Origin of the sequence: Polaribacter reichenbachii, from assembly GCF_001975665.1 — a bacterium.
GTDB lineage: Bacteria > Bacteroidota > Bacteroidia > Flavobacteriales > Flavobacteriaceae > Polaribacter > Polaribacter reichenbachii.
In genome coordinates, this window is sequence record NZ_CP019419.1 from 1,318,374 (window position 1) to 1,337,552 (window position 19,179).

The 19,179-nt window shown below is 30.1% G+C and carries 17 protein-coding genes; 9 read left to right on the forward strand and 8 right to left on the reverse strand.

Going from position 1 to position 19,179, the window contains the following annotated elements; all coding sequences use genetic code 11:
- The first annotated feature begins 40 nt into the window (after positions 1 to 40).
- Together BW723_RS05535 and brnQ are read left to right on the forward strand one after the other, a co-directional pair.
- Entirely contained in the window at positions 41 to 1,597 is a 1,557-nt protein-coding gene (locus BW723_RS05535; RefSeq protein ID WP_068361125.1) for a serine hydrolase, read from the forward strand.
- A 3-nt stretch (positions 1,598 to 1,600) separates the two neighbouring features.
- Positions 1,601 to 2,866, forward strand: coding sequence for a branched-chain amino acid transport system II carrier protein (brnQ, locus tag BW723_RS05540; protein WP_068361122.1), 1,266 nt, complete (start codon positions 1,601 to 1,603; stop codon positions 2,864 to 2,866).
- Between the two features lie 219 nt (positions 2,867 to 3,085).
- Here brnQ and BW723_RS05545 read toward each other — a convergent pair whose 3' ends face one another.
- A complete protein-coding gene (locus BW723_RS05545) occupies positions 3,086 to 4,537 on the reverse strand; it encodes an ATP-binding protein (protein ID WP_068361119.1) in 1,452 nt (483 codons plus the stop codon).
- Positions 4,538 to 4,788: 251 nt separating this feature from the next.
- Between BW723_RS05545 and BW723_RS05550 the strand changes: the two genes are divergently transcribed.
- From BW723_RS05550 to BW723_RS05565, 4 genes are all read left to right on the forward strand, one after another.
- Positions 4,789 to 5,628, forward strand: a complete 840-nt coding sequence (locus BW723_RS05550) for a helix-turn-helix domain-containing protein (protein ID WP_068361116.1) — start codon at positions 4,789 to 4,791, stop codon at positions 5,626 to 5,628.
- A 254-nt stretch (positions 5,629 to 5,882) separates the two neighbouring features.
- The gene (trxA, locus tag BW723_RS05555; RefSeq protein WP_068361111.1) at positions 5,883 to 6,200 is read left to right on the forward strand and encodes a thioredoxin; all 318 of its coding nucleotides are present in this window, start codon (positions 5,883 to 5,885) and stop codon (positions 6,198 to 6,200) included.
- A gap of 274 nt (positions 6,201 to 6,474) precedes the next feature.
- The gene (locus BW723_RS05560; RefSeq protein ID WP_068361108.1) at positions 6,475 to 7,023 is read left to right on the forward strand and encodes a carboxymuconolactone decarboxylase family protein; all 549 of its coding nucleotides are present in this window, start codon (positions 6,475 to 6,477) and stop codon (positions 7,021 to 7,023) included.
- 31 nt (positions 7,024 to 7,054) lie between these two features.
- Positions 7,055 to 7,429, forward strand: coding sequence for a plastocyanin/azurin family copper-binding protein (locus tag BW723_RS05565; RefSeq protein ID WP_068361102.1), 375 nt, complete (start codon positions 7,055 to 7,057; stop codon positions 7,427 to 7,429).
- A gap of 66 nt (positions 7,430 to 7,495) precedes the next feature.
- Here BW723_RS05565 and BW723_RS05570 read toward each other — a convergent pair whose 3' ends face one another.
- From BW723_RS05570 to BW723_RS05585, 4 genes are all read right to left on the reverse strand, one after another.
- On the reverse strand, positions 7,496 to 8,512 hold the full coding sequence (locus BW723_RS05570; RefSeq protein ID WP_068361093.1) for a hypothetical protein: 1,017 nt from the start codon (positions 8,510 to 8,512) through the stop codon (positions 7,496 to 7,498).
- Positions 8,490 to 9,539 carry a cytochrome-c peroxidase gene (locus tag BW723_RS05575; protein WP_068361090.1) on the reverse strand — a complete coding sequence of 350 codons (1,050 nt, stop codon included), beginning with the start codon at positions 9,537 to 9,539 and terminating at the stop codon, positions 8,490 to 8,492. Before BW723_RS05575 ends, BW723_RS05570 begins: the two co-directional genes overlap by 23 nt.
- 53 nt (positions 9,540 to 9,592) lie before the next feature.
- A complete protein-coding gene (locus BW723_RS05580; RefSeq protein WP_068361087.1) occupies positions 9,593 to 10,372 on the reverse strand; it encodes an MbnP family protein in 780 nt (259 codons plus the stop codon).
- A gap of 139 nt (positions 10,373 to 10,511) precedes the next feature.
- Positions 10,512 to 10,757, reverse strand: coding sequence for a hypothetical protein (locus BW723_RS05585; RefSeq protein WP_068361084.1), 246 nt, complete (start codon positions 10,755 to 10,757; stop codon positions 10,512 to 10,514).
- A gap of 273 nt (positions 10,758 to 11,030) precedes the next feature.
- Here BW723_RS05585 and BW723_RS05590 point away from each other — a divergent pair, with 273 nt between their 5' ends.
- Positions 11,031 to 11,816 carry an alpha/beta fold hydrolase gene (locus BW723_RS05590; protein WP_068361081.1) on the forward strand — a complete coding sequence of 262 codons (786 nt, stop codon included), beginning with the start codon at positions 11,031 to 11,033 and terminating at the stop codon, positions 11,814 to 11,816.
- A gap of 225 nt (positions 11,817 to 12,041) precedes the next feature.
- On the forward strand, positions 12,042 to 13,046 hold the full coding sequence (locus BW723_RS05595; protein WP_068361078.1) for a sugar kinase: 1,005 nt from the start codon (positions 12,042 to 12,044) through the stop codon (positions 13,044 to 13,046).
- A gap of 75 nt (positions 13,047 to 13,121) precedes the next feature.
- Here the strand turns inward: BW723_RS05595 and BW723_RS05600 are convergent, their stop codons facing one another.
- The 3 genes from BW723_RS05600 to BW723_RS05610 all read right to left on the reverse strand — a co-directional run bounded on the left by BW723_RS05600 (position 13,122) and on the right by BW723_RS05610 (position 16,195).
- Positions 13,122 to 14,411, reverse strand: a complete 1,290-nt coding sequence (locus tag BW723_RS05600; protein ID WP_068361075.1) for an aminopeptidase P family protein — start codon at positions 14,409 to 14,411, stop codon at positions 13,122 to 13,124.
- A 56-nt stretch (positions 14,412 to 14,467) separates the two neighbouring features.
- Positions 14,468 to 15,784 carry a DEAD/DEAH box helicase gene (locus tag BW723_RS05605; RefSeq protein ID WP_068361074.1) on the reverse strand — a complete coding sequence of 439 codons (1,317 nt, stop codon included), beginning with the start codon at positions 15,782 to 15,784 and terminating at the stop codon, positions 14,468 to 14,470.
- A 144-nt stretch (positions 15,785 to 15,928) separates the two neighbouring features.
- Positions 15,929 to 16,195 (reverse strand): GlsB/YeaQ/YmgE family stress response membrane protein, encoded by a 267-nt coding sequence (locus BW723_RS05610; protein WP_068361073.1) that lies wholly within the window; start codon positions 16,193 to 16,195, stop codon positions 15,929 to 15,931.
- Positions 16,196 to 16,346: 151 nt separating this feature from the next.
- Between BW723_RS05610 and BW723_RS05615 the strand changes: the two genes are divergently transcribed.
- A complete protein-coding gene (locus tag BW723_RS05615) occupies positions 16,347 to 19,175 on the forward strand; it encodes a VPS10 domain-containing protein (protein WP_083139756.1) in 2,829 nt (942 codons plus the stop codon).
- The last annotated feature ends 4 nt before the right edge of the window (positions 19,176 to 19,179 follow it).

Consider the following 19,179-nt stretch of genomic DNA (forward strand, 5'->3'; position numbering starts at 1 on the left):
GCAAAAATATGTATATTTCAAGTATTAAAATAAACATTCTATGTTCAAATTAAAATACACTTTTATACTATTCATTTTAACGATATTTTCTTTTCAGATCAATGCTCAAATCAAAGAAAAAACGTTAGATAATTTAATACAAAAGACATTAACCACTTTTGATGTTCCAGGAATTTCTGTTGGTATTTTAAAGGACGGGAAAATGGTGTATTCCAAAGGTTTTGGTGTTCGTTCTTTAACCAATAAAAAAGAAATGAACGAAAATACTTTGGTTGGTGTAGCATCAAATAGTAAGGGTTTTACTTGTTTTGCATTAGCAATGATGGTGGATGCAGGTAAACTAAATTGGGACGATAAAGTAAGAAAACACATTCCAGAATTTCAATTGTATGATGCTTGGGTAACAGAGAATTTTACGGTTAGAGATTTGGTGACTCACAGAAGTGGAATGGGTTTAGGCGCAGGCGATTTAATGTTTTTCCCAGAAGGAAATGATTTTAAAGTAAAAGATGTTATTAATAATGTAAAATATTTAAAACCAGAAACTTCATTTAGAAGCACGTTTGCTTACAACAACAATATGTTTATTATTGCTGGCGAAGTTTTAAAACGTATAAGTGGTCTTTCTTGGGAAGAATTTATTGAAACAAAAATTATGAAACCTGTTGGGATGACAAACAGTAAAGCATCTTACAACAGAGTTACAGACAGATCTAATATTATTGATGCACATACTAGAACAGAAGGTAAAGTAATACAAATTCCTCATGATTGGAGCGAAACTGCAAATGCTGCTGGCGGAATTGTAAGCAACGTAAAAGACATGTTAACTTGGGCAAATTTTTTAATGAATGATGCTGTAACTGCATCAGGAAAAAGATTGCTAAGCACAAACCAATTTCACGAATTATGGCAACTGCAAACACCTTTAAAAGTAAATAAAGGAGATTGGTACAATTCTAATTTTAAAGGCTATGGTTTAGGTTGGTTTTTAACAGATGTAAAAGGTGGTTACAAACAAGTGTATCATACAGGAGGGTTGTTAGGTACAGTTACTCAGTTTACTATGATTCCAGATTTAGACTTGGGGATTATAGTTCTTACAAATCAAATGAATGGAAATGCTTTTAATACCATTACAAATACTATAAAAGACAGTTATTTAGGTTATAAAAATAGAAATTGGCTAAAAACGTATGGTGATAGAAATACGAAGTATTTACAATATAATGATAGTATAAAAGCGAGTATTTATAAAAAAGTTGAGATTGCAAAAAGTGATGAAAATTTACCAAAACCATCTCAAATTGTAGGTACATATACAGACAATTGGTTTGGTGATGTTATCATTTCTTTTGATGATAATAAGTACACTATAAAAAGTAAAAGATCTACAGATATTACAGGTCAATTATTGCCTTTTAACCAAACAACTTATGTGGCAAAATGGAACAATAGAAGTTTTGATGCAGATGTTTTTGTAAACTTTACGTTTGATGAAAATGGAAATGCAAAAAGTGCAACGATGAAATACATTGCACCAATTACAGATTTTAGTTTTGATTTTCACGATTTAAATCTTCAAAAAATAGATTAATTTATGAATAAAACAAAAGAAATTTGGATTGCAGGTTTTGCGTTATTTTCACTCTTTTTTGGAGCAGGGAATTTAATATTACCTCCAAGTTTGGGGGCAAAAGCAGGTTTAGATTGGTGGATTGTTGTCTTAGGTTTTGTACTTACAGGAGTAACCATTCCTATTTTGGCAATTTTTGCACACGCTAAACTACAAGGAACTTTATTTGATTTTGGTAAAAAAGTTTCGCCTGTTTTTAGTACCATTTTTTGCTTTTTAATCTACATTATTGCTGTTGCAATTCCATCTCCAAGAACTGCAGCAGTTACACACGAAATTGCAATTCAGCCATTTTTTGATTCTTCACCAATTTTAACCAGTATTATTTACTTTTTATTGGTTTTTATTTTTTCGGTAAATCGTTCAAGAATCATCAGTTTAATAGGTAAGTTTTTAACTCCTATTATTGTAATTATTTTATTACTAATTATTGCAATAGTAACTTTTACAGCTCAAGGAACTGTAAATCCATCAACTTTAAAAAAACCTTTTGTAGATGGTATTTTAGAAGGTTATCAAACATTTGATGCGATTGCAGGTGTAGTTGTAGGAGCCGTAATTATTATCTCTTTAAATTATAGTTCGCACACCACTTTCGATGCCAAAAGAAAACTAATTAGACAAGCAGGTTTTATAGCAGGTACAGGTTTATTATTAATTTATGGAGGTTTAATTTTAAGTGGTTCTTTATTGTCATCAACCTTCGCAGAAAACGCATCTAGAACCGAAATTTTAACCAGTTTAAGTACACAAACTTTAGGAGATTTAGGAGCTACTTTTTTAAGTGTTTTAGTTGCTTTGGCTTGTTTTACAACTGCTGTTGGTATTGTAACAGGTACAGCAGATTATATAAAAGGAATTTGTAATGATTCTAAAAATGCTTACATAATTACAGCTGCTGTTGCTTCAATTATCGGAGTTTTTGTGGGTAGTTATCAAGTAGATTTTATCATTACTATAGCAGTGCCAGCTTTAATGTTTTTGTATCCAATAACTATTATGCTAATTTTACTAAATATTGTGCCAGATAAATACGCATCTAAATTGGTGTTTAGAGGTGTTATTTTAGTAACCTTTATTTTTAGTATTCCAGATTTTTTAGGATTTATAATTCCAAGAGAAAACTTAACCGGAATTAAAAGTATTATTCCATTAGCAAACCACAGTTTAGGTTGGGTTTTACCAGCTTTGTTGGTTTTTGTATTGTTGAATTTGAAGAAATTTCGCTAACGGGGTTGTGTTTGATTTCGTTGCGTGTTTCAGCTTTAAGGTTAGTAAATAAATTATAGATAGGAAATCCGAGAGGATTTTCGTAAGTAGTTTATAACTAGTAATAAATTATATAAGGTGTTAGTGGTGGTTTTTATATTTGTCAAATAACAATGCCTTGATTTTCAGTTATTTTTATTAAAGGTTGTTTGTTTTTGTCAAATAACCATCAAATAAGAATTATGCCCAAAATGGTATATATTTTTTATATTTTCTTGAGTTACTTTCTGGGTCATCTTCTTTAATAACATTATCTTTTAATGCTTCTTTAATTATTCTTGAAGCAATTGCTGAATTCTTACTTTCTATTTTAAACCTCTCTCTTAATGATTGATTTGTCATTTTATCATTAGAGACATATTTTAAACAGCAATGTTGATAGCAAGCTCTTATTTTATCTTTTTTATCCATTTGATTTAATGTCTTGTAGGAATACATTATGACTTTTGTATGCTTTTCTTGAATAAGAATATCAGGTGCAGGTAATTGATATATCTCGTTGTAAAAAATCACTTTATCAATACCACTTCCTTTTTCTTCACAGATTCCTAATCTTCTCATTAAATCAGCAAGTATATCGTTTCTAGATTGATATTCGTCAATAAAACGTTCAGGTGTAATAAGTGGTGTTCCTGGGTTTGTAATTTCAATTCTATCAGAAAATATTTCTACCATAGGAAAACCTTTTTCTTCAAAGTCTTGGTGAATTATAGCGTTGGCTAATAGTTCTCTTACAGCAATTTCAGGATACATTCTTTTATCATCTCTAAATGCTTTTCCTATCTCTTCATTTGCAGGTAATTGACTATTTACCCAATCTATTAATCCTTGATAACCTGAAACATAGCCTTTTCTTCCAATTTGTTCTCGTACTGTTTCAATTTTATTATTGTGTCTATAAACAATAACTCTAATAGCTTTTCTTTTTAAATCAGGAAATTCTTCTAGGTCTTTGGCAAATAGAATCGCTCCTAAATTAGTGATTGCGTATTTAGTTGTTTTTTTTATTATTAAACTTTCTGAAATGAATTTTTCAATTACTCCTTGCCTGTTCGATGGGTATGGTAGTTTTAATAAGTCAAAATAGGTTTGTGTATCTAAAAGAGAAACAATTGAATCTCCATCCAAATTTTCTTTTGCTAATTGAAGCTCAAATTTTATACTATCTTTTCTATTCCAAATTTTTGATTCTTTATCAGGAAAATCTTTAAGTAATCTAGTATAGCTACCAATTCTAATATATGCTTGGTTAATAAATTTAACTGGTCTATTTATTGCAGCAGGAATGACATACATACTGATATTTATTCCTTTTGAATATTCAAATTCATATGTTTTAAAGTCTATCTTTGGGTCTAGTCTTTGAATTAACCAATTTTCTAATTCTTCATTCCCTTTCGTGGCTGTTTTTACTTTAAAAGTTGTTCCTTTTATATTGTGGGTTTTATCTTCAACACCAAAAATTAGAAAACCATATTGTTTTTTACTTAGACAAGCACCATTGGATAAAGCAGATATTCTTTCTCCAATTTCTTGATTAGAATGGAAATTAAGTTTGAATTCGAGCCATTCAGTTTCTTGTGAATGACTAACAAGGTCTTTTAGAAGTGATTTTAGTTCTGTTTCTATCATTTGTCAAATAAGTGTCAAATAAGAAGTGATTGACTGTAAGCGGTTTATGATTTTTATTGGTAAATATAATGTAATTTGTCAAATAAGAAATAGCTTGTTCACTTAAATTACGTACAATGTTAACACGAATACCTAACATTTTAATATTTTTTATTCGTAGTTAACGAAATTCGAGTTTAATTCTTTTAGAAACAAATTAATAAGCTAAGTTTCCATCATTTTTTACGACCAACATCAAACAAAACACAAAAATGGCAGTACAAAACATTACAAACTATTCTTTTAAAGATATTTTTTCGGTAAGTACAGTTGCTTTTGAAAAAGCCTGTACAATAGATCATTCAATAGAACAAAATAACTATTCCATTTATTGGATTCAAGAAGGCAATGGAACCTATAATATCGATTTTGAACAATATACTTTTACAGACAACGTGTTGTTTTTCTTATCACCAGGTCAAGTTTTTACAGTAGATTCAGAACAAATAAAAACGGCTTATAAATTAACATTTAAAAGAGATTTTTACTGCATACAAACACACGATGCAGAAGTAGCTTGTAACGGAATTTTGTTCAACAATATTTACGAAACTCCTTTTGTAAAACCTTGCGAAAAAGACACCCAAAAACTCAACTATATTCTAGAAAATCTGATAGAAGAATTTCAGCAAAATGAAACAGCACAGTATGATATGTTGCAATCGTATTTAAAGCAATTCATTATAAATTCTGTGCGTATTAAGAAAGAAAATCACGTAATAAAAGAAGACACAGAAACACGTCTTTTTAAAGATTTTAGTTTGTTGGTAGAGCAGAATTTTAAAAACATGCACACCGTAACAGACTACGCAAATAGATTAGGCCTTTCGCCAAAATCGATTACCAAACACTTTCAGAAATTGGGTGCAAAAACTCCATCAGAATTTATTAAAAACCGTATTTTATTAGAAGCAAAACGCTTGTTAATTTACACAGATAAAACCGTTAAAGAAATTGCTTTTGAGCTCGGTTTTAACGATCCTGCTTACTTTACACGCTTTTTTACCAAGGCCATTTTAAAATCTCCACTTCAGTTTAAAAAGGAATATTAAATCTATTTCTAGTATCATTTTAATAATAATTTGGGCGTGTCTTTTTACTGATTACCATCAGCAAAAAGTCAGGCTTTCTCAACTCGCTTTTTAAAGTTTTATCAAACTTTAAAAGAGCTCAAACAAATTGTTCAATCCTTCACGCGTGCATTTTTGCCAACTTTATTTCCTTGTCCAAACAGTAAGAACTTTTGTCCATTTTTAAAGGTTGATGTTGGTTGCATCTTTGCAGTATAATTAAAACAAATACAAAAATGGAAATACAATTAGAACAAACTCAAGCAAACGATATCATACAAAATAACTCTACTGTTCTATTAGATTTTTACGCAGATTGGTGTGGCCCTTGCCAAACATTATTGCCTACAATTCACAAATTAGCAGACGAGTTAAAAGACAATGTTACTATTAAAAAAGTAAACGTAGATAACAACCAAGAATTAGCAGCAAAATTCGGAATTAGAAACATACCAACTTTGGTTTTCTTTAAAGATGGTAAAGCTGTAGATAAACATACAGGTTTAATTACAGAAAGAAATTTAAGAAGCAAAATAGACAGATTAAGTAAATAAATTTTTACTGTCCAAACCAAAGGAACTTTTGTCCATTTTTAAAGGTTGATGATGGTTGCATCTTTGCAGTGTCAATTAATAATAACTAAAAAAAATCAACAAATATGAAAACAATAGAAAGCATACAATGCCCTAACTGTTGGGGTTACCAAACTTACGATGAGCAAAACTCAGAACAACAACTTTGTGAGTGTAAAAACTAAGAATATAAAATTAAAAACAATAATTAATTAAAATAATCGCTGAAAAATATCAGCAAAAAAAAATAGAAATTATGAGTGTATTTAACGTACCAACAAGAAATGAAGTATCAGAAAATAACCAAGCCATTTTTGGTCAACTAGAAAAAGGATTGGGTTTTGTACCAAATTTATATGCAGCATTTGCACATAGTGAAACTGCATTAGGTAACTTTTTAGCTTTCGGACAAGCTAAAACTAGTTTTTCTGCCAAAGAAAAAGAAGTAATCAATTTAGCTGTAAGTCAAGTAAACGAATGTGTGTATTGTTTATCTGCACATACAGCAATTGGTAAAATGAATGGTTTTACAGAAGATCAAATTTTAGAATTAAGAACAGGTAATGCTTCTTTTGATAATAAATTAGATGCTTTATCAAAATTTGCAAAATCAGTTGCAATTAATAGAGGAGCAGCAACACCAGAAGCTATAGAAAACTTTTATGAAGCTGGTTATACAAAAGGAAATTTAGCAGATGCAATTTTATTAATTGGTGAGATTACCATTACCAATTACTTTCATAAAACAACAGAAGTTCCTGTAGATTTTCCTGTTGCAGAACCATTAGAATCTTTATCAATATAAATAACAATTAATAAATTAAATAGTAGAAATTATGAGAAAATTAATAGCAGTAGTAGTAATCGTATTAGGTTTTGCATTTAACACAAATGCACAAGACAAAATGATGAAAGAAGCAGTAAAAACAGTTTCTTTAGAACAAACAAAAGGTGAGTTTACTCAAAAACAAATTACCTTATCAGAAGGAACGTATATTTTTGAAATTGCAAACACCAATGTTGGTCATAATGTAGGTTTTGTTTTAGCGCCAAAAGCAGATGTAAAAGCACACATTAAAAATGCTTATGTTACTGCACAAGTAAAAAACAATACCAAAGAAACCTCTAAAGAAGTTACGCTTAAAAAAGGGGAATATGTGTATTTCTGTCCTTTAAATCCAACTCCACAATATACTTTGATAGTAGAATAATTGTTCTTAATTCAAATGATGATTGGCGAGCAGAAATGCTCGCCTTTTTTTACATCATTTTTTATCTTAATTATTTAAATTAAAGTTTAAATAAATTGATAAAGATTGTTTGGGAGTAACATTACCACCAAACAAATTATGAGAAATTGGTAAGGTGTAATTTGCACCAATAATAAAATCTTTGGTGGTTATTTCTGCACCAAAAGTTCCGTTAAAAACATTACCATCTGTTTTCGGAATTTCTTCTTGGTATTGTTCAATTTTGTCATAAATATTACCAGAAAGTCCTACAAATGGCAAAAGCATATACTTTTCTTTAGAAATTGCATAAAAGAAATTAGAGGCATAACTAAACTGATTCCCGAACTTATATTCATTCTTGTTTTCATTTTTAAAATAATAAGTTAAACTCGTATTTACGCCAAATTTATCTGAACCATAACTATGTGCAAGCCCTAAAATACCGTCTAAACTACCAGTTCCTAATTGAAACCCTGGGTTTACTCTGTCTGTTAAAACTTGTTCAAATTTACCCGTTGGTAATTTTGCTCCCAAACCAATTTCTAAAGAATGCCCTGAAGGTTCTCTTTGTACATTTGTATACAATTTAGCTTTTTCTTCATCTACTTTTTTGTAAAATTTAAATTTGTACCAACTCATTATTGTTGCGTCTCCAAAACCATTAATATTTTCTTCTCTATCTGTGTAAGTTCTTTTTAAATCTTGATATGGTAAAATGGCACTCACATATAAATTCTCATTTATAGGCAATCTTCCCCAAAGTTGATAAGTATGAAAATTTTCTTCGCTTGTTGGCGAGTTTGAAAAAATACCATCTTTAGATTCAAATGTTTGATAAATGTAACGCACACCAACAAAGCTAGCGTTATTTAAAGTTCCTAAACCAAAAGAACCACTGCTTGTAGAGCATCCGCATAAATCGCAAAAGAAAAACTCAAAAGAATCTGGCTCGTGATTAGAACAATTTTTAAAATTATGATTTGCAAAACTTTGAAAAGTAAGCAATACAAATCCTAAAAATAGTATTGATTTTTTTATTTTAATATTCTGCAAAGCGTTCATCGTTTATAAATGTATTATCTGTTAATGTGTTTAAAAAAGCAATTAAAGCAGTTTTTTCATCCGAAGTTAAATCGATACCTAAACTGCCATCGTTTTTTACTAATAAAGGATCTACAATTCCTCCGTTTTCAGTCATTCCATTAGAATAAAAATTAAGAACATCTTCTAAAGTTCCAAATCTTCCATCATGCATATAAGGAAAAGATAAAGCTACGTTTCGCAAACTTGGTACTCTAAATTTGTAAAAATCAGATTCGTAACCAGAAACGCGTTTTCTGCCTTCTTCTTCTGGGAATTTTGTATTGTAAGGAACTCCGTTATTTCTGTAAGTTTTATCAGTAAATAAAGCACCAGAATGACAAGTGGCGCATTTATTATTAAAAATTTCTAAACCTTTACTTTCTACTGTTGTAAAAGTTGCATTTTCTTCGTTTCTAACTACTTTATCGTATTTAGAATTGCTAGAAATCATAGTTACCATAAATTGAGAAAGTGCTTTTAACATTCTTTCTGATGTAACTTCTGCATCACCAAAAGCATTGGTAAATAATTGTTCATATTCTGCATAAGAACTCAATTTTGCCAAAACAGAAGGTATGGTTTCATTCATCTCTACTTCGCTTGTAATGGGTATTATTGGCTGTAGATCTAAATGAATTGCTGCTCCATCCCAAGTAAATTCAGTAAAAAAAGCTAAATTCTGAATGGGTTGTGCATTTCTAAAACCAATTGCGCCATCAACTCCATGGCTTACTGTATGGCCGTGATGCGTAAAAGCAGAAGCTTGTTCATGACAAAATCCGCAAGCAATAATATTGTCGGATGCCAATCTGCCTTCGTAGAATAATTTTTTACCTAAAGCTACACCTTCATCAGTTAAAGGGTTTTTAGATAAATCATATTCCAAATCAGGAAAATTACTTGGTATTTGCAAGTCTATATAATTGGGTAAAGCAGTATAAACATCCTCTTTATCACAAGAAATTAACGTACAAATTGCTAAAAAAAATAGAATTATTTTTTTCATATTTAATATTAAAACGCAACCAGAAATTTTCTGGTTGCGTTATCTAAATAAGATTAATTATGTACGTGATCTACCACAAACATACCATTAACATTGGTTGCAATTTGTGGCGATTTTACAGCATCTACATGAATTTGAGCAGCATCGTCTAATAAAAAAGTTGTTGTACCAGATAAAATATTAGAAAGATCTGCAACTACATGAATTTCTGGAGTAGAAGTTGTTCTTACTCTTGCTGTGTTTGTTAAACTTAAAGTAACTTCTTTGTAATTGTCTACAGAAGAACCATGACTACCCATATGAAATGCAAAAGCAGTCTCTGTAGTGGTTTCGTCTGATGTATAAAGTCCTTCAAAAACAAAAAACTTGTAACCTGCTTGCCAAGACCACATCATACCAGCATCTTGTGCTAAGGTTAAAAAGTCTCCTTGACCAGTTGCACCTTCTAAATATTTTTCTTGATCTACCCCAATACCAAAAGTAATTTTTGTGTAATCTGCTGCTGGCACATTAGAAAGGCTTATAAATTGTGAGTCTGTATCTGATTCGCTTATAATAAAGTAAGAATCTTCTTTTGGATAGGTAAAAACTTCTCCTTCTGAATTTTCTAGACGGATGTTACTTACAATGTATTTTACATCAGAAATTGTAATTTCTTCAGATTCATTAGCTGAGTAAGAAGCTGTGCTTAATAATAAATCTGATGTTAAGTAAGAATTATCGAACTCTAAGGTAACTTTACCTTCTCCTGTAATTATTTCTTCGTCTTCTGATGAACAAGCTGTGATTGATATTGCAATAAAACATGCAACAATGTATTTTGTAATTTTCATTATTTTCTTTTTTAAATACGTGTTTATTTTAATCGTATTTTAGTTTTTAGTAAATAGATTGTAATTTGTTATAGCATAGCAACTTTATAGAAATAATTCTATAAAATTGTATGATAGTGTTTTGTAAAATAAGCGCTATTTAAGAAAGAAAATCTGGAGGTTGTTCTAATTTATTTAGATGAGCATAAGAATGCAAAGAGTTCTTATTTCTGATTGTTTTTTTATGAAAACGATCTAAATATTTTGCAGTGAATTCATCATTTTTTTGAAGAAAAACAGGGAAAAAAGCATCAGTAATAATGTTTAAACCTTTTACATCGTCGTCAGAAGTATTTATATCTGTAGAAATCTGTTTGGCTAAATGACATTTACCATTACACTGCAATTCTGGTTTGCTTTTGTTAACACAATAGGTTTCTATAATATAATCTATATTAAGCTGATAATACCCAATATATGCCAGGTGATATATGGGTCTAAAAGCAAAAGCTATAAATACTATTATGCAGATAATTTTTTTCAGGAAAACAAATTTTCGCAAATATAGGTTTAACTTAAGAGTTTAGTTTGCTTATTTAAGTTAATTTTTTGGTTTTAATTAGGATAAAATAAAAAAGACTATTTTTGTTTTTTTATTTTAGAAATATATTAAATATACTTGTTAAATTACTACTCATATCCTCATAAAACCGCTAAAGAATGGGTAACTTTTGTTCATGGAGCAGGAGGTAGCAGTTCTATTTGGTATAAACAAGTTCGCGATTTTAAGAAGCATTTTAATGTTTTAATTTTAGATTTAAGAGGTCATGGAAACAGTAAACCTAAACTAAAAGACACTTTTAACCCTAAATATACTTTCGATTCTATAACTGCAGATATTGTTGAGGTAATAGATCATTTAAAAATAGAAAAATCTCATTTTGTTGGTATTTCTTTGGGTACAATTCTAATAAGAAATTTAGCAGAAAAAAAGCCAGCATTAGTACAAAGTATGATAATGGGTGGTGCAATTATAAAAATGAATTTCCGCTCTCAAGTTTTAATGAAGGTTGGTAATATTTTTAAATCTGTGGTGCCTTATATGTTGTTGTATAAGCTTTTTGCTTTTATAATTATGCCTAAAAAAAATCATAAAAACTCAAGGTTGCTTTTTGTAAACGAAGCAAAAAAATTATATCAAAAAGAGTTTTTACGTTGGTTTAAGTTAACATCAGAAATAAACCCATTATTGCGTTTTTTTAGAGCAAAAGATATAAAAATACCTACTTTATATATTATGGGTGCAGAAGATCATTTGTTTTTACCTTCTATAGAAAATATTGTAAAACTACATAAAAAAGCATCGCTTTTTGTAATTGATAATTGTGGTCATGTGGTAAATGTTGAGCAACCAGACACTTTTAATAACCAAACAATTGGTTTTATAACTTCTTTAAAAGTATAGTTTTATTTAGAACTAAATTGGTTAACCAATTTCCGTATTTTTTATCTTTTTGTCTATTTTTCTTCGGATTTTTTTTTCTTCGAATGGAATTGTAATTCTATAAAACCCTTTATTATTAAGGTTTTTGAGTTGTTTTATCTGTAGGTTTTTTGCTAAATAATTACAAATAAAATAATCTTTTTATAGGTTTTTATGAAGTATCTTTGTCATGTAAAAGAATTTAATATGAATCAGATAATTACATTTGGAGAAGTATTAATGAGAATTTCTCCTCGTGGAAATAAAAAGTTTATTCAATCTAATAACGTTGAGTTTTATTTTGGAGGTACAGAAGTAAATGTTGGTATTTCTATTGCTAATTTTGGTGGAGATGTAAAACATATTTCTTGTATTTCTGATGATTTTATTGGAGACACTGCTATTTCTTATTTAAGAAAATTCGATGTAAGTACGTCTGCAATTGTACGCTCTAAAAGACCTTTAGGTGTTTACTTTTTAGAAGTTGGTGCAGTCATGAGACCAAGTTCTATTTCTTATAACAGATCTCATTCTTCTTTTTCTGAAATTCAACCAGAAATGGTAGATTGGGAAAATGCCTTAAAAAAAGGAAAATGGTTTCATTGGACAGGGATTACACCTGCTTTAAATAAAGGAAGTAAAGAGACTTTATTAGAAGGATTAAAATTAGCTAGAGCAAAAGGAATGCAAGTTTCTGCAGATCCTACTTATAGAAGCGGACTTTGGAAATATGGTGAAGATCCAAAAGAAGTTTTAACAGAATTGGTACATTATTCTACTATTTTTATTGGAGGTGTTAATGAAATTAATGAACTTTTAGGTACAAATTATTCGTTTTCTAACGAAGATTTTATTGAGGCAAGTAAACAATTAATGGAGAAATTTCCATCCATAGAAAAAGTTTTTGATAAAATTAGAACCTCTATAAATTCTTCTTGGCACAAAATTAGAGCAAGAATGTGGAATGGTAAAGAGTTTAAAGAAACTCAAGATTTAGATATTACACATATTATAGATAGAATTGGTACTGGTGATGCTTATGCTGCAGGTATTATTCATGGTTTACAAAAGTTCGATGATTATAAAGCTATGGAGTTTGGTAGTGCTGCTTGTGCCATTAAACACACTTATATGGGTGATGTAAATTACGCTACAGAAAGCGATGTAATTAATATTTTAGAAGGAGATACAACTGGTCGATTAAAAAGATAGGTTTTAAATAGAGAACTATAAAAAAAGGCTAGAAATTTTAATTTCTAGCCTTTTTTTATTTTAAGTAATTTGAGCTTAATTCATTAAATCCTCAATTTCATCAGCCTCAATAGGTATGTTTTGCATTAAATTAAAAGGAGCTCCATTTTCCTGAATTACAACATCATCTTCTAAACGAATGCCAAAACCTTCATCGGGAATGTAAATACCGGGTTCTACAGTAAAAACCATATTAGCTTGCATTGGTTCGTGTAAAAGTCCATAATCATGCGTGTCTAAACCTATATGATGACTGGTTCCGTGCATAAAATATTTTTTATAAGCTGGCCAATTTGGGTCTTCATTTTGCACATCAGCTTTGTCTAATAAATTTAATTTTAACAATTCAGACGTCATTACTTTACCAACTTCTACATGATATTCTTTCCATAAAACACCAGGAGTTAGCATTTTAGTAGCTTCTTTTTTAACGTGATTTACGGCATTATAAACAGCTTTTTGTCTTTTAGAAAATTTTCCAGAAACTGGTATTGTTCTTGTCAAGTCAGAAGAGTAATTTGCATATTCTGCTGCAACATCTAACAAAATTAAATCGCCACTTTTACACTGCTGATTGTTTTCTATATAATGTAAAACATTGGCATTATTACCGCTTGCAATAATTGGTGTATAGGCAAAGCCTTTAGATCTATTTCTTACAAATTCGTGTAATAATTCTGCTTCAATTTCATATTCCCAAACATCAGGTTTAACAAAACCTAATAACCTTCTAAAACCTTTTTCAGTAATATTACACGCTTGTTGCATTAAATCCAATTCTATTTGGTCTTTAACCGAACGCAACCTCTGTAAAATAGGGTTGCTTTTTGCAACAGAATGTGCTGGATATTTTGCCAATAACCATTTTGTAAACCTGTCTTCGCGAGTTTCTGTTTCTACAGTAGCTCTATAATGTTCGTTAGTATTAATGTAAAATGTATCTGCATAACTGCTCATTTCAAACAATACTTTTTTTAAATCTTGTAGCCAGTAAATTGTTTTTATTCCACTTGTTTTAGTGGCAGCTTCTTTGGTAAGTTTTTCCCCTTCCCAAACAGCAATATGTTCATTAGTTTCTCTTACAAATAAAACTTCTCTTAAACTTTCATTTGGGCAATCTGGAAATAAAAACAACACACTTTCTTCTTGGTCTACTCCACTTAAATAAAAGATATCTCTATGCTGTTCAAAAGGCATAGTGCTATCTGCACTTATAGGATAAATGTCATTAGAATTAAAAATAGCCATACTTTTAGGCTTCATTTGTGAAGCAAAATTTTGACGATTTTTAATAAATAATGCTGAGTTTATAGGATGATATTTCATATGAATTTAAATTTACCTTACAAATGTAATGATAAAATAAACAGAAAAAAATCAAGCTAAATTCGTTTCTTTTTAGGAGCTCCTGTTCTACCTCTTCCAGAAGAGTTGTTTGGTTTATTTCCTTTAAAATGAGGCTTTCTTTTTGGTTTTTTGGTTGATGAAGTATTAGAACTCGTTGAATTACTTTTCTTTTTAAAAGAACCTTTCTTTTGTGTAGCAGCTCTTTTGGGAGCAGCTGTATCTGTAGGTTCAAAACCTTCTACTACAGTAGAGTTTAATTCTTCTTTTAATAGTTTTTCTATTTCTTTTTGATATTCAGTTTCTTCGCTACAAACTAAAGAAATCGCTTCTCCTTTTGCGCCTGCTCTACCTGTTCTACCAATTCTATGTACATAATCTTCTGGTACATTTGGCAATTCGTAATTAATTACGTGTGGTAATAATGGAATGTCTAAACCACGAGCAGCAATATCAGTAGCCACTAAAACTCTAATGGAATTATCTTTAAAATCTCTTAATGCTTTTGTTCTTGCTCCTTGGCTTTTGTTACCATGAATGGCAGCTGCCGAAATCTTAGCTTTTACTAAGTTTTGAGTTAGTTTATTGGCACCGTGTTTTGTTCTGGTAAAAATTAAAACTTGATTCCAATTATTCTCTTTTATCAATTTAACAGTAAACTCTGTTTTTCTTTTTTTATCAACCTTAAAAACACTGTGAGTAACTTTTTTTGCAGTTGAATTTTGTGGTGCAGTTTCAACCTCAACAGGGTTTTTTAAAATACCATTGGCTAGCTTTTTTATATCTTTAGAAAAAGTTGCAGAAAACATTAAATTCTGACGCTTTGCAGGCATAAAACTGATAATTTTGTTAATGTCTCTAACAAAACCCATATCTAGCATTCTATCTGCTTCATCTAAAATTAAAACATCAATTCTTTTAAAAGAAACCGCTTTTTGATCGTGTAAATCTAATAATCTACCAGGTGTGGCTACTAAAATATCTACACCTCTCTTTAGTGTAGCAATTTGTGATGCTGGTTTTACACCACCAAAAACAACAGCAGATTTTATATTTACATATTTGCTGTATTCTCTTACATTATCATAAACTTGTGCAGCTAATTCTCTTGTTGGAGTTAACACTAAAGCACGTAAAGGTCTGTATTTTGGGTGTTTTGTTTCTGTTAAATATTGTAAAACGGGTAAGGTAAAACCTGCTGTTTTTCCTGTACCTGTTTGTGCAGATGCCAAAACATCTTTTCCTTGTAAAATTTGTGGTATTGCTTTTTGCTGAATAGGAGAAGGTTTTGTGTATCCTTTTTCTTCTACTGCTTTTATAAAGGCATCAGATAAGCCTAAAGATTTAAATGTCATAAATGGTATTTAAGAAACAACTTTTTCATTATTTCTAATAGAGTGCAAATGTAGGTTGATTCTTTTGCTTATGTATTGTTATTTGCTGTAAATAAAAAAAGATGCATTTAAGCACCTTTTTTTTTCTGTAATATTTTTTAATATTTATCTTCTTTTGGCACGAGTTCCTCTTAGAACACCCACTAAAAATAAAATTACAATGGCACCAGTTGCACCTACTATAATATCTTCTAACCAGTAAGGGTTTACGTTAATTTTTATGCCTAATTGCCCATAAAGCCAATCACCAACAAAACTACCAGCAATACCAATAATAATATTTACTAATAGTCCAAAACCATTATCTCTCATTAATACATCTGCTATATAACCACAAATAGCACCAATAATTATCGTGTACAATAATCCCATTTTTAAAAAATTTAATTGATTAATTAAACGCAAATTAATAAAAATTAACAGTAAATTCTAAAAGAAGTCCTTAAAAACTAATATTTTAGTCAAAAAATTACCCTTTTCGGGTTAAATAGTAACCAATCAATAACTAATACTTCCTTTTTTTATGAAAAAAGCATTACTCTTAAGTTTCGTTTTATTTTCAACAATTGTTTTTGGTCAACAAAAAACCACAAGCGCATCAGACGTAAATCAATCTTTAACCAAGAAATCTAAAATGATGAATTCTTCTTTGGTTAAAAACATCAACTTTACAAATATTGGACCCACTGTTATGAGTGGTAGAGTTGTAGATGTTGCTGTAAACCCTAATAATACAACAGAATTTTATGTTGGTTATGCTTCTGGTGGTTTATGGTATACCAATAATAACGGAACTACGTTTACACCTGTTTTAGACAATTCTCCAACACAAAATATTGGTGATATTGCTGTAGATTGGAACTCTGGAACAATTTGGGTAGGTACAGGAGAAAAAAACTCATCAAGATCTAGTTATGCTGGTATTGGAATGTTAAAGTCTACGGATAAAGGTAAAACTTGGTCTAATGTTGGTTTGTTAGATTCGCATCATATTAGTAGAATTGTTATCAACCCAAATAATGCTGATGAAGTTGTAGTTGGTGTTATTGGGCATTTATATTCATCAAACAAAGAAAGAGGAATCTTTAAAACTGTTGATGGTGGTAAAACTTGGTCTAATAAATTATTTATTAATGAAGATACAGGAATTATAGATGTTGCATTTGCACCAGAAAATTTTAATATTATGTATGCTGCCTCTTGGGAAAGAGAGCGTAAAGCTTGGAATTTTGATGGCGATGGAAAAAATTCTGCCATTTATAAAAGTACAGATGCAGGAAATACCTGGACAAAAATTGCTGATAAAAGTGGATTTCCTGTGGGTGATGGAGTTGGTAGAATTGGTTTAGCTGTTTTTAATGAAAACACAGTGTATGCTTTGCATGATAGCCAATTTAGAAGACCAAAAGATGCAGATAAAAAAGCTTCTGATGAGTTGTCTAAAGAAGATTTTAAAACAATGTCTACAGACGATTTATTAAAATTAGAGGATAAAAAATTAAATACTTATTTAAAAAACAACGGATTTCAAGAAAAATATAGAGCACAAAATGTGAAGCAAATGGTTAGAGTAGGTTCTGTAAAACCTGCAGATTTAGCGAGTTATTTAGAAGATGCCAACTCTATGTTATTCGATACTCCTGTTATTGGAGCAGAAGTTTTTAAAACTACAAATGGTGGTAAATCTTGGAAAAAAACACACAAAGATTTTTTAAACGGAGTCTATAGTTCTTACGGATATTATTTTGGTGAAATTAGAGTAGATTTACAAGATGAAAACGGAATTTACGTTTTAGGTGTACCTATCATAAAATCTAAAGATGGTGGAAAAACATTTACGTCTATTAGTAGAGAAAATGTACATTCAGATCATCAAGCATTGTGGGTAAATCCTAAAAAATCGGGTCATATTTTAAATGGTAATGATGGTGGTTTAAACCTTTCTTATGATGATGGAGAAAACTGGAGTAAATTAAACGATCCTGCTGTTGGGCAATTTTACTCAGTATATGCAGACAATCAAAAAAACTATAAAGTGTATGGTGGTTTGCAAGACAATGGAGTTTGGGTTGGCGCAAACAATGCAAGAATTAATAAAAGCTGGCAGCAATCTGGTCAAAATCCTTACGAATCGATTATGGGTGGAGATGGAATGCAAGTACAAGTTGATGACAGAAACCCAAACATTGTGTATACAGGTTATCAATTTGGAAATTATTATAGAATAGACAGAGAAGGACGAAATAATTACATTCAGCCAAAACACACTTTAGGCGAAACTCCTTATCGTTTTAATTGGCAAACTCCAATTTTATTGTCAAAACACAATCAAGATATTTTATATTTAGGAGGTAATAAATTACACAGATCTTTAAATCAAGGAGATGATTGGGAAACCATTTCTGGCGATTTAACAACTGGAGGCAAAAAAGGAAATGTTGCTTATGGTACGTTAACTACAATTTCAGAAAGTCCTTTTCAATTTGGTTTAATTTACGTGGGTTCTGATGATGGTTATATCAATTTAACAAAAAACGGAGGTGGAAGCTGGACAAGGATTTCTAATAATTTACCGCAAAATTTATGGGTAACTAGAGTTATTGCATCAGCACACAAAAAAGAAAGAGTGTATGCAACTTTAAACGGTTATAGATCAGACGATTTTACACCTTATGTATATATGTCTGATGATTATGGACAAACTTGGAAAAATATAGGTAAATCAATACCTACATCAGCAGTAAATGTAATTAAAGAAGATCCAGAAAACGAAAATGTGTTGTATTTAGGTACAGATAATGGTTTATATGTTTCTTTTGATAAAGGTACTTCTTGGAATGCCTTTAGTAAAAACTTGCCAAATGTTGCAGTACACGATTTGGTAATTCAACCAACTGCAAAACATTTAATTGTTGGTACGCACGGACGTAGTTTATATAAAGCAGATATTGCTCCTGTTCAAAAAATGACAAAAGAAATTTTATCAAAATCTACGCATATTTTTTCTATTTCTGATATTAGAAAAGGTAGAAATTGGGGGCGTTCTTGGAGTCAGTGGAGAGCAGCAAGTGAACCTGAATTAAGTATCCCTTTTTACTCAAGTTCTGCAAAAGAAACTACCGTAAATATTTATAAAGATGATGTAAAAGTAAACTCAATTTCTGTAAAAGCAGACAAAGGTTTTAACGAGTTTTCTTTTGATGTTTCTTTTTCAAAAAATGGTCTTAAAGCTTATAAGAAAGCAAATGAAAAAGCAAAAGTAAAAGCCGCTCAAAATGATGTTTTCTATTTACCAAAAGGTAAATACGTAGTAAAAATTGGCGATGCTAAAAGTAAATTTCAAATTAAGTAAACAA